12 protein-coding genes are annotated in these 11,427 nt (G+C 43.9%); 9 read left to right on the top strand and 3 right to left on the bottom strand.

What is annotated here, in order from left to right; all coding sequences use genetic code 11:
• The 6 genes from DW103_RS18500 to DW103_RS15210 form a co-directional block, all read left to right on the top strand.
• Window positions 1-250 (top strand): hypothetical protein (locus tag DW103_RS18500; RefSeq protein WP_233545711.1); only part of this gene is annotated, 250 nt, incomplete at its 5' end.
• Between the two features lie 69 nt (window positions 251-319).
• Window positions 320-2,107, top strand: coding sequence for an aminopeptidase P family protein (locus tag DW103_RS15230; protein WP_122277656.1), 1,788 nt, complete (start codon window positions 320-322; stop codon window positions 2,105-2,107).
• 35 nt (window positions 2,108-2,142) lie between these two features.
• Entirely contained in the window at window positions 2,143-2,640 is a 498-nt protein-coding gene (locus tag DW103_RS15225; RefSeq protein ID WP_122277653.1) for a GNAT family N-acetyltransferase, read from the top strand.
• Window positions 2,641-2,647: 7 nt separating this feature from the next.
• A complete protein-coding gene (locus DW103_RS15220) occupies window positions 2,648-3,172 on the top strand; it encodes a gamma carbonic anhydrase family protein (protein WP_122277651.1) in 525 nt (174 codons plus the stop codon).
• A complete protein-coding gene (locus DW103_RS15215) occupies window positions 3,173-4,330 on the top strand; it encodes a serine hydrolase (RefSeq protein WP_122277649.1) in 1,158 nt (385 codons plus the stop codon).
• Between the two features lie 16 nt (window positions 4,331-4,346).
• Entirely contained in the window at window positions 4,347-5,498 is a 1,152-nt protein-coding gene (locus tag DW103_RS15210) for an acyltransferase (RefSeq protein ID WP_122277647.1), read from the top strand.
• A gap of 97 nt (window positions 5,499-5,595) precedes the next feature.
• Here the strand turns inward: DW103_RS15210 and DW103_RS15205 are convergent, their stop codons facing one another.
• Entirely contained in the window at window positions 5,596-6,183 is a 588-nt protein-coding gene (locus DW103_RS15205; protein ID WP_122277645.1) for a YIP1 family protein, read from the bottom strand.
• A complete protein-coding gene (locus tag DW103_RS15200; RefSeq protein ID WP_122277643.1) occupies window positions 6,180-6,464 on the bottom strand; it encodes a DUF2089 family protein in 285 nt (94 codons plus the stop codon). The genes DW103_RS15205 and DW103_RS15200 overlap by 4 nt, the downstream gene beginning before the upstream one ends.
• A 261-nt stretch (window positions 6,465-6,725) precedes the next feature.
• On the opposite strand from DW103_RS15200, the gene DW103_RS15195 reads away from it, so the two are divergent.
• Genes DW103_RS15195 through DW103_RS15185 form a run of 3 tightly spaced genes read left to right on the top strand, consistent with a single transcriptional unit; the run spans window position 6,726 to window position 10,454 of the window.
• Entirely contained in the window at window positions 6,726-8,129 is a 1,404-nt protein-coding gene (locus tag DW103_RS15195; RefSeq protein ID WP_122277641.1) for a C1 family peptidase, read from the top strand.
• Window positions 8,130-8,142: 13 nt separating this feature from the next.
• The gene (locus tag DW103_RS15190) at window positions 8,143-9,300 is read left to right on the top strand and encodes a 6-bladed beta-propeller (protein ID WP_122277639.1); all 1,158 of its coding nucleotides are present in this window, start codon (window positions 8,143-8,145) and stop codon (window positions 9,298-9,300) included.
• On the top strand, window positions 9,297-10,454 hold the full coding sequence (locus DW103_RS15185; RefSeq protein ID WP_122277637.1) for a hypothetical protein: 1,158 nt from the start codon (window positions 9,297-9,299) through the stop codon (window positions 10,452-10,454). The genes DW103_RS15190 and DW103_RS15185 overlap by 4 nt, the downstream gene beginning before the upstream one ends.
• Before the next feature lie 70 nt (window positions 10,455-10,524).
• Here the strand turns inward: DW103_RS15185 and DW103_RS15180 are convergent, their stop codons facing one another.
• Complete coding sequence (locus DW103_RS15180; protein WP_122277669.1) at window positions 10,525-11,325, bottom strand: DUF6261 family protein; 801 nt, start codon at window positions 11,323-11,325, stop codon at window positions 10,525-10,527.
• Between the last annotated feature and the right edge of the window lie 102 nt (window positions 11,326-11,427).

Genomic DNA, 11,427 nt, shown 5'->3' with positions numbered 1-11,427 from the left:
ACATATTCAGTTTCAGATTGTTTCTAATGCGTTTGCCCTGAGCAACCGACAAAATTTAGTTTCAACAATTGTAAATAGTAAATTCAACAATTGTATTTTTACTTTTCAACAATTATACTTTTTACTTTTAATATATATGGAAAGTAAAAAAGCAAACATTAAAAAAATAAAAACGAAAGGAGCTTTTCCCCAAAGGACAGGAGCACGTTCGATAAAGATTAGGAAGAAAACAAGAGACTGTCAGGGGTAATCAGTCTCCACTACTGATTATTTTATTAACTTTGCAAAATAACGTTGACTAAAAAAACAGAAGAATGCGATGAAAACAAATATCTCAGAAAGAATTGCCGCCCTTCGGGAAGAGATGGCAAAACAAAAGATTGACGCCTATATTATCCCGACTTCCGACCCGCATATGAGTGAATATCCGGCCGATTGTTGGAAATACCGCGAATGGATTTCCGGATTTACCGGGTCTGCCGGAACAGTTGTCATCACTGCCGACAAGGCAGGCTTGTGGACAGACTCCCGTTATTTCCTGCAAGCCGGTATTCAACTAGAGGGAAGCGGTATCGAACTTTATAAGATGATGCTGCCCGAAACGCCTTCAATCCCGGCATTTCTGTTACACGAATTAAAGGAAGGAACGACAGTTGCCCTGAACGGAGAAACCTATAGCGCTGCCGAAGCCCGTTCGCTGGAAAAGGCACTAAAGAAAAAAGGTATTGCGCTGAACACTTCCGCCAACTTGATTGACCCTATCTGGAAAGAGCGCCCGGCCATACCGGATGCCCCCCTATTCGAAATGCCGGTCGGGTTAAGCGGACAGTCTACCGAAGAGAAACTAATAGCTATCAACAACCGGTTGCACGAGGCAGGGGCGGATTGTACCGTATTGTCGGCTCTCGATGAAGTAGCTTGGACATTTAATATACGTGGCACGGATGTTAGTTATAATCCGGTTGCAATCAGTTATGCTTTTGTTTCTGAAAAGGAGAGCGTTTTGTTTATTAATCCGAAAAAAATGACCGCAGAGGTGACCGAGCGGCTGAAGAAGGAAGGTGTAAAACTAGCCGATTATTCATTGCTTTGTACCTATCTGTCACGCCTGCCTGAAAACGCGACTGTTTTTCTGGATGGCAATAAAACAAATGTAGCCATTTACAATGCACTTCCGGATAAAACGGAAATCATTGAAGGTATTTCACCGGCTAACCATTTAAAGAGCATCAAAAACGAAAAAGAAATAGAAGGTTTCCGTCAAGCAGTCGTTAAAGACGGCATTGCGCTGACCAAATTCTTTTACTGGCTGGAGAAGAAACTCGAAAACGGGGAAAAAGTCACGGAACTCAGTGCAGCTGAAAAACTGACGGCTCTACGTTCGGAACAGCCTCTTTACGTAATGGACAGTTTCGAGAGCATATCCAGCTACGGTCCTCACGGAGCGGTCGTACATTATTCGCCCACTCCGGAAACGGATACGGAACTGAAACGCGAAAGTCTTTATTTGCTCGACTCCGGAGCCCAGTACCTCGATGGAACCACCGATGTGACACGTACTATCGCATTGGGAACCCCAACCGAACAAATGAAAAAAGACTTTACCCGTGCTCTGAAAGGAACTATCGGGATTGCCAAATGCAAATTTCCGGAGGGCATACGGGGATGTCTGTTGGATGCATTTGCCCGCAAAGCGTTATGGGACGCAGGCATTAACTACCTGCACGGAACCTGCCACGGCATCGGTCATTGTCTGAATGTGCATGAAGGACCGCAAAGTATCCGGATGGAAGAAAATCCGGTCATCCTGAAACCGGGTATGGTGATGAGCGACGAACCGGCTCTGTATCGCGCAGACGAATATGGTATCCGTACAGAAAACATGATTCTCATTCGTGAAGACAGTGAAACGGAATTCGGCAAATTCTTAAGTTTCGAAACACTGACGCTCTGTTATATCGATACCAGCTTAGTGGTTGTCCCGATGCTTTCGGCCCGAGAACATGCGTGGTTAAACAAATACCATCAGATGGTGTACGATAAAATCAGTCCGTTCCTGACGGGAGAAGAAAAAGAGTGGCTGAAAAATAAAACGGCGGAAATCTGAATAATATAGAACATAACAAGTAGTTGCAACCCTGAATGAGCAAGATAAAACTAAGTGAACTGACAGAAGCTGATCTTCCTTTCGTAAAGGAGATATATGACTACTATACGCGTCATACAACTGTCGTCTATTTTATAGACCCGGTTTCATTGACAGAGCTAAAAGCGATTGTTCCGGTTGGCGACCCGTTGTATCGCTCATTCCTTATTCTGAATGAGGAAAATGAAAAGTTGGGCTTTTGCTATTTCGCCCGTTTCAAAGAAAAGCCGGCCTTCCGTATATCGGTAGAAGTAACGGTCTATCTGCGTCACGACTGCCTGCATAAAGGAAGCGGACGGGAAGCGTTGACCTTGTTGGAATCGTATATCACTGAAAATGGTTTCAGCAATGCGATGGCTCTTATCGACGGGGAAAACGAAGCGAGCATCCGGTTGTTCGAAAAGTGCGGATATAGCTGTTGTGCTGAAATAAAAGACGTAGCCGAAAAGTTCGGCAAAAAATTAACATTAAAAATGTATCAGAAATTATATTAATATCAAGATGGCTTTAATTAAATCTGTTCGTGGCTTTACTCCTAAGATTGGTAAAGACACTTTTCTGGCCGACAACGCCACCATCATCGGCGACGTGGAAATAGGCGAAGGTTGCAGTATCTGGTTCGGTACGGTACTGCGCGGTGACGTAAATTCCATCCGTATCGGGAATGGCGTCAATATTCAGGACGGCTCCGTTCTGCATACGCTTTACGAAAAGTCGACCATTGAAATCGGCGATGATGTATCCGTCGGCCATAACGTCACAATCCACGGGGCAAAAATTTGCAACGGAGCATTGATTGGCATGGGCTCGGTAGTGCTCGACCATGCAGTGATTGGCGAAGGTGCTATCGTTGCGGCCGGCTCAGTGGTATTAAGTAAAACAATCGTCGAACCCGGTAGCATTTATGCCGGCGTACCTGCCAAATTCGTAAAAAAGGTAGACCCGGAACAGGCGAAAGAGATTAATCAGAAAATTGCGAAAAACTACCACATGTATTCCAGTTGGTATAAAGAAGACTCCGAATAAATGAAGAAAGTTGGATGGGCAATACTTTTGTTTATAGGTTGTATAGGCGGCTATCTGGTATTGCCCTCTAATTATTATTTACGCCAGGCGCTGACGCACCTGCTCCCGAAAATTGACCAGTATCCTATCTTTGAGAACCGCACGGTGAAAGCCGGCAATCCTCAACCCTGGCAATTGTCGGAAGCCTACAACACACTTTCCATCCCGGAAAAAAATCTGCCTGTTTTTGAGGAATTAGGGACAGTCGCTTATGTCATAATCAAGGACAGCGCGCTCCTTTTCGAGCAATACTGGGAAGATTACTCTCCACAGTCGCACAGCAATTCCTTCTCGATGGCGAAAAGCATCGTATCGTTGGCAATCGGCTGTGCTATCGATGATGGTTTCATAAAAAACGTCGACCAGCCGGTCAGCGACTTCTATCCGGAGTTTCAGGGATACAACGGAAAACCGTTAACGCTCCGCCATTTGCTTACCATGAGTGCCGGAGTGGATTTCAACGAAGCGTATTCATCCCCCTTCTCTCCTACGACCAAACTGTATTATGGCAACGATTTGCAAAAGATTGCATTCGGCATGAAAGAAATTGAAGAGCCAGGTGTCAACTTTATCTACCAGAGTGGTGTAACACAACTATTGGCTTTTATCGTAGAGAAAGCAACCGGAGAAAACATCAGTTCGTATGTTTCCCGCAAGCTATGGACTCCGATGAATGCGGAAGAAGACGCCTTATGGAGCCTCGACAAAAAAGACGGCATCGAAAAAGCCTACTGCTGCTTCAACAGCAATGCCCGCGATTTTGCCCGCTTCGGACAACTGCTCCTTAACAAAGGCAACTGGAACGGCAAGCAGCTTATCTCCGGCTCTTACCTGGAGGAAGCAACTACTCCCGATACAAGCCTGCTCTTCAAAGAATACAACGAAACAAACCACTGTTACGGATTCCAGTTCTGGCATCTCACCTACAAGGGCATGGAGATTCCCTATATGCGTGGTATCCTGGGGCAATACGTCTTCATCATCCCCGACCTGAATGCCGTAGTCGTTCGCCTCGGCCACAAACGCAGCGAGATGCGTACACCCCAGCATTATCCGGATGACATAGATACTTGGCTGGAGACGGCGATAGAAATGATACAGCAAACAACAACAATCTAAATTATAAATTTATATCATGCTAAAATTCACTTCTGCTACATTTGCAGACTCTAAACCCCATTACGACCTTCTCGACGGATTAAGAGGAGTCGCGGCCCTTTTGGTCGTATGGTATCATGTGTTCGAAGGCTATGCTTTTGCCGGAGGAGGTACCATCGATAATATCAACCATGGCTATCTGGCAGTGGATTTCTTCTTTATCCTGTCCGGTTTCGTTATCGGCTATGCTTACGACGACCGCTGGTCGAAGAATCTGACTATGAAAGATTTCTTCAAACGCCGTTTGATTCGCCTTCATCCGATGGTAATTATGGGCGTGGTTCTGGGCGTCATCACCTTCTGCATTCAAGGACGTGTACAATGGGACGGGACACATGTCGCCACTTCCATGATTATGCTGTCTGTACTCTGTTCCCTGTTTTTTATTCCAGCCATACCGGGTGCCGGTTACGAAGTCAGAGGGAACGGCGAAATGTTTCCGCTGAACGGTCCCAGTTGGTCACTATTTTTCGAATATATCGGCAATATCCTTTATGCCTTGTTTATTCGTCGCCTGTCGACTAAAGCACTGGGCGTACTCGTTATTTTGCTGGGAGCCGGACTGACTGCGTTCGCTACCCTCGACATCTCCGGATACGGAAACATCGGCGTAGGCTGGACTCTGGACAGCGTAAACTTTATAGGCGGATTAATGCGAATGCTCTTCCCGTTCACGATGGGTATGTTCTTATCCCGCATCTTCAAACCAATGAAGGTGAGAGGCGCATTCTGGATTTGTTCGGCTGTATTACTGGCCCTGTTCTCAGTACCCTATCTGGAAGGGACGGAACCGGTTAGCATGAATGGCCTTTTTGAAATGTTCTGCGTCATCATTGTTTTTCCCATCCTTATCTGGCTGGGAGCATCGGGAAGCACCACCGACAAGAATTCGACAAAGATATGCAAGTTCCTGGGTGACATCTCTTTCCCGCTTTACATCATCCATTATCCGTTTATGTACCTGTTTTATGCCTGGTTGATTGAGAAGCAACTTTACACTTTAGGAGAGACCTGGCCTGTGGTATTGTGCGTTTATATCGGCAGTATCATCGTAGCTTATCTCTGTTTGAAACTGTACGACGAACCGGTAAGAAGATGGCTGAGCAAGAAATTCCTGGCTAAAAAGTAGTACGAAAGATATTCCAACAATCCGTAAATTACCCATATCGGAGTAATTTACGGATTATACTTTTAAGCCTTTCCGAATATAATACATCTTTCTCCCATCAATAACACAAACGAATCAGGTAACGACAAAGCACATCCCCTCCAAATACAGCAATACAATAAAGTATCCCCAATGGATAACCTTTCAGATTACAAGACACCTTCAACGCATTAAACATCCAGACCAAGGCCCAGACCAAAAATACCACCCCTATCAATGACAACCATACACCGACCAGAAAACCGGGTTGGGCAAGAAGTTCAGCCGGCGGTATATTCATATCCACCTTTGTCATATTCTGGATGGGAGGCAGCAGGTTAAACAAATTCATCAAAATGAGAGGCAGCTGGGCAAAAGCAACTGTCCCCAGCACATCAATCACCCTTATTTTGGAGCGAGATAATATCAACCCTCCCAGATAAAACAACACAGCCGGAACAATCCAAACGACCAAATGTTCAATGGCATAACACCACCAAGCAGGATTGGGAGCCGGACCAAAATGCAGCAATCCATGATAATGCCATCCCGAAAGATAACAAATGACAGTGGAAACAGCCATCCCTAAAAGCCCCCACCCCAATGCCTGAAAACCGGCAATCCGTTCAAACGGATTAAGCACAAGATTCAAATTAAATGTTTTCATAACTCTTCCATTTTATTTAGTTTTCCAATCAAATCGTCTAAAATATTACGTACAGTCGGATAACTGACGCCTATATTTTTCGCCATATCTTTCAAGCTTCCGCTGGATTTAATGAAATCAATCACAAACTGTTGTTCCTTTTCCGTCAACCGGGCCAAAAGGGGCAAATCAAAACTACCGCAAACTTCCGTATTACATTGCTCGCAAAACATTCTTCCGACTTTTAAAGGGGCTTCGCAAGCAGGACAGCGCAAAGGCAAACGTTTCTTTATCTCTTCCATGCTTTTATTAATTTAAATGTTTACTCTTTTTGCAAATATAGCAATATTGTTTTAACTTTATTCAATAAGACATGAATATTATCAAAATATATTTCAATTATAATTATCATTCTAACCTAAAAGGAAGAAGAAACGACTCTATCCGGCGTATGTAGGATAATAATTCCCCGAAAGAAAAAAGGATAGAGAATTATTCTGCACGGATAAGGGAAAATCCTTTTGTTGATGTTATCTTTGCAAAAACTAAATGTATTCTACATCATGAAACGAAACAACCTATGGATAGTAGCTCTGGCATGCGGGCTGTCGTTATCTGCTTACGGACAGCAACAGACCGGAGGAGGCATTTCTGAAGAAATGTTGAAGCAGATTAAACAGGCTTATCAGGGAACGCCGGCAGATAAAGCGATTCACAACGCTATCAGCAATAACGACATCAACAAGCTGGCTATCAATACCGACAGTAAGAATAATTTCGATACCTATTTTTCCCATAAGGTAAACAGTAAAGGCATCACCAACCAGAAATCATCCGGCCGCTGCTGGTTGTTTACAGGTTTGAACGTATTCCGTGCACAGGCTATCGCCAAATACAATATGGGCGATTTCCAGTTTTCACAAAACTATTCTTTCTTTTGGGACCAACTGGAAAAGGCAAACCTGTTCCTGCAAGGCATTATCGACACACGCGAAAAGCCGATGGAGGACAAGATGGTGGAATGGCTGTTTAAGAACCCGCTCAGTGATGGCGGGCAGTTCACCGGCGTTTCGGACATTCTCACCAAATATGGAGTTGTCCCTGCCGAAGTCATGGTCGAGACAAACAGTAGCGAAAGCACGAGCCGTATGGCAAACCTTATCGGATTGAAACTGAAAGAACAAGGTCTGGAACTTCGTGAAGCGGCAGCCAAAGGAAGCAAACCGGCAGCCCTGGAAAAGAAAAAGACGGAAATGCTGGGAACCATTTACCGGATGCTGGTCCTCAACCTCGGAGAACCGCCTGCCAAATTTACCTGGACCCGCAAGGATGCCGGCGGCAATCCTGTCGAAACAAAAGAATATACCCCACTCTCATTCTTCAACGAATATATCGGCAAGGACTTGAAAAACAATTATGTCATGCTGATGAACGATCCGAGCCGGGAATACTACAAATTGTATGAAATCGATTACGACCGCCATGCTTACGATGGCCAAAACTGGACATACGTGAACCTGCCTGTCGAGGACATCAAAGAGATGGCTATCGCATCCATCAAAGACAGCACGATGATGTATTTCTCCTGCGACGTGGGCAAATTCTTCGACCGCGACCGGGGCGTGCTGGATGTCAACTACTACGATTACGGTTCACTGATGGGCACAACGTTCGGTATGGATAAAAAGCAACGCATCCAAACTTTCAGCAGCGGTTCGTCCCATGCCATGACCTTGATGGCCGTAGACCTCGATGCCAACGGAAAACCGAAAAAGTGGATGGTCGAAAACAGTTGGGGACCGGGCGCAAACAGCGGACACCTGATTATGACCGACCAATGGTTCAACGAGTATATGTTCCGCCTGGTTGTCGACAAAAAATACATCACAGATAAAGTAAAAGAAGTCCTGAAACAAACTCCTACCCGCCTGCCGGCTTGGGACCCGATGTTTGCGGACGAAGATTGACAACACTGTTATCATGAAGAAAAAACACCTTTTAGGGGGCATACTATACGGCTTGTTGATGGTTGCTTGTACAACTGAAAAACAACAGGCAGACGTTGAAGAAATAAACATCAGCCGACAAATCGTCCACCCCCGAGAGGTTCCTCTTCGTGATTTTGCCGAATCTGTTGAATTTGTTCAATTGGAAACCACGGATTCTTTTCTGATGAAAGGAATTTATAAGCTCAATATGTTTGAGAACTATTTCCTGATAGACGGTAATCTGTTCGACCTCTCCGGTAAATTTATCCGCAAAATTTTCCGGGAAGGTCCCGGACCTGAAGAGATAGCCATGGCCATAAATGTCAGCATAAAAGACAACCAGATACATATACTCGACAGAAGCGGCATTATCAAACGGTTTTCTTTCGAAGGGCAATTCCTCGGGCAACTAAAAGCACCTACCAATACTTATTTCGATTTATCTCCGCTGGGGAATGAACATTACGTCGGTTTCAAATCCAATTTCACAGGAGACGAAAAAACCTGTCTGGAGTTTTTTAATAAAGACAGCATATTAGGAACTGTGCCTTATACATTTTCCGTCAAGCCGCTCGAAACGATGTTTTGTCCCGGCGAAGGTCATTTCTTTGCAGCAAAAGATGAATTACTATTAAAACGAAAGACGAACGACACAATCTATCAAGTGAATGCGGAGCAGTACACAATGAAACCTGCTTACCACATAGATTACGGCCGGTTAGCATCCGACGAAATGCTCCGGTATAGCTATAAATCAATGGAAGAACTCCAACAAAACCTGTTTGTCAAAATGCCGTTTACAAACTTCCTCGGAGAAAGCAACAACTATATCGTATTCACCCAAATCGTCACGAATATGGCTAAAAGGCAAATGACCACCAGTACTACGCTTTATAATCGGACCACAAAAGAGGCTAACTGCGTCATTCTCAAATTTTCGGAAGATGATTTCAAATACTGGGGAACAAACCCGGACGAGAACTTAGGCTCAAAAGTCGGCGTCTCCTACAAAGATTTTCTACCCACATTCATCTCTGAAGACGGCCAATACCTGATTGCCTGGCGGCAACGGGACGGAATGGATGATGACCTGAATCCGACTTTGGCTATTGTAAAATTAAAAGAACAAACTATACCTAATAAAAAATGAAACCTTTATATCAAACCCCGGTAATACTATTATTGATAGTACTTTCTTTTTCGTGCAGCGAAAAGAAAAGAATAGAGCCTAAAACATACCCGTCCAATCTCCCGGTAATCGATTTACGCGGACTTATCTCGGATGCCGGCAAAGATGATATTCTCATGTTTTCACCATCCGACAGTATCGAGTACGTTCAACTGGATTCTATCCCTGAAATATTCGGATATCAGGATGTTTTATTGACAGACAATCATATATTCCTCATCTTGTCGCAATATAAAGGAATTGTTGTGTATAATCGGACCGGCAAGTTTCAAAAACATATTGAAGAACCTTTCAATCTGTTCAGCTTCCAATACAACAAATTCACAAAAGAAGTATATGCCTTGGGAAAAGAAAATGTTTTTATTCTGGATGAAGAAACCGGCAATCCGAAGGGAGATTCCCGCACGCTGCTTAAGGCATCCCCGTACACCCAGTTGTATCCCCTGTCCCCCGAATGTTTTCTAACATTGTATGGCAGGAATAATTTCTATGCAACCAAAACATGCGCAGCCCTTTGCAACGAAAAAGGAGAAATGTTGACAGATACGGTTCATCTCACACCTGATGAAATAGAAAAACATGCTTGCTGGTGGGGAGGTAGAACTTTTGTAATGGAGGATGTGAATAACAATTATCTGTTCTTTACTTATTTCCCGGGAAATCCCTATCAAACCATTTTCAAGGCCACACCGGAAAAGATAGAACCTGCTTATTACCTGGATATAGAAAGTGATGTCGACATACAACAAGCATGGGAGTTCAAAGGATGTCTTTACTTCATTTTCTCTTATTGGCTAAGAGGATATAGCGATACTTACAGTCACCTGACTCTTGCTATGTTCGATACCAAAACCCATACGTTAAAGTCCAAATGCTTATATAAAAAGCTAATCGATTATTCTGCCAAATACGGCATCGAGAATAATATCGACAACGGGTTGCCCATCCAATGTATGAAACATTCATACTCTCAAAAATGGGTCGTAGATTTAATTGCAAGTTGGAACGTTCTGGGATATTTAAAGCAAAACAAGATGAAAGAGAATGCCCCGGAATTTCTGAAACAGATGAATGAGAAAAGTGCCCCGGTCTTATCTATTATTCATTATAACTAAGAATTAATCCGAAAAAATCCATAAAAAAGCGGGCGACACAAAGAACACCCGCTTTTTTGTTTTTCATTCCTCAAAGAATATCAGGATTCTCATTATCATCAGACTTTTTGGAAGAACTTTTGCGCTGATTATAGGCTGTCTGCGTTTCGCTGATTAACTGATTGAGGTCGTTTATGTATTTGGCCGACTGCGCTGACGGGTTGACTACATTACAAGATTGCGCCAGCATCGTCAGGTCATCATAATAACCATCGATACGTTTGCGAAGTTCTGTCCCACTCTCTTTTTTCGTATCCACCCGAGTGGAAATACGTTGCTGCGACAAGGTTTCGTAGGCATTATTTTCCTTTTCCAACTCCTGCAAATAAGCATCCAGCCCAAGAGTAGTAACATAAGGGAGATTTTCCTCTTTCCTCAAATCGAACAGCATACCTTTAATCTTAGCAGTCTCCTGGGCATGTGGGAGTTGGGCTATACCGATATAAGGCTTGGTTACTTTATAAAGCCATTTCCCGGCATCCCTTTCGGCTTCCAAGGGCAACGTTCCGGCGCGCAAAATCCGGGTTGTGATATAAACCACCAAGCTATCCCTGTTTTTCTCGTGGAATGCCATCTGTTCCGTTTCCTGCGAAGTCCGGCTCTCGTCAACCGCATCCCCCATCAATAACAAATCTTTTTCATACAGGTCGAGAAAATCTTTCGACAGGCCCAAAGCCGGGCATCCGTCGTCGGAGAGAGACAAAACGTCCGGGTTTTCTTCATCTCCGCTTGAAAGTGGAAGTAGGTTCAAAACGTTGTTCATAAATGTCAGGTATTCGGCATTGTTGATGCGAGCAAGGTTTAGAACATCGATTTTTTTGTAGTTTCCCATGATATAATTTTTTGTGTTTAAAATGTCTGTCAAGATAGTCAAATAATCCGGACAAAAACTCTCTACGCAAGTATAAATAGGCTAAAACTGTTGAAAAACAAG

The organism is Parabacteroides sp. AM08-6, assembly GCF_003473295.1.
Classification (GTDB): domain Bacteria; phylum Bacteroidota; class Bacteroidia; order Bacteroidales; family Tannerellaceae; genus Parabacteroides.
Note: the sequence above shows the minus strand (reverse complement) of the source record. Positions and strands in the feature narration are given on the sequence as shown.

Coding starts and splice junctions, on each gene's coding strand:
- DW103_RS15180 (WP_122277669.1), bottom strand. CDS start 11,325: ATGGGAAACTACAAAAAAATCGATGTTCTAAACCTTGCTCGCATCAAC.
- DW103_RS15195 (WP_122277641.1), top strand. CDS start 6,726: ATGAAACGAAACAACCTATGGATAGTAGCTCTGGCATGCGGGCTGTCG.
- DW103_RS15215 (WP_122277649.1), top strand. CDS start 3,173: ATGAAGAAAGTTGGATGGGCAATACTTTTGTTTATAGGTTGTATAGGC.
- DW103_RS15210 (WP_122277647.1), top strand. CDS start 4,347: ATGCTAAAATTCACTTCTGCTACATTTGCAGACTCTAAACCCCATTAC.
- DW103_RS15230 (WP_122277656.1), top strand. CDS start 320: ATGAAAACAAATATCTCAGAAAGAATTGCCGCCCTTCGGGAAGAGATG.
- DW103_RS15225 (WP_122277653.1), top strand. CDS start 2,143: ATGAGCAAGATAAAACTAAGTGAACTGACAGAAGCTGATCTTCCTTTC.
- DW103_RS15220 (WP_122277651.1), top strand. CDS start 2,648: ATGGCTTTAATTAAATCTGTTCGTGGCTTTACTCCTAAGATTGGTAAA.
- DW103_RS15200 (WP_122277643.1), bottom strand. CDS start 6,464: ATGGAAGAGATAAAGAAACGTTTGCCTTTGCGCTGTCCTGCTTGCGAA.
- DW103_RS15205 (WP_122277645.1), bottom strand. CDS start 6,183: ATGAAAACATTTAATTTGAATCTTGTGCTTAATCCGTTTGAACGGATT.
- DW103_RS15190 (WP_122277639.1), top strand. CDS start 8,143: ATGAAGAAAAAACACCTTTTAGGGGGCATACTATACGGCTTGTTGATG.
- DW103_RS15185 (WP_122277637.1), top strand. CDS start 9,297: ATGAAACCTTTATATCAAACCCCGGTAATACTATTATTGATAGTACTT.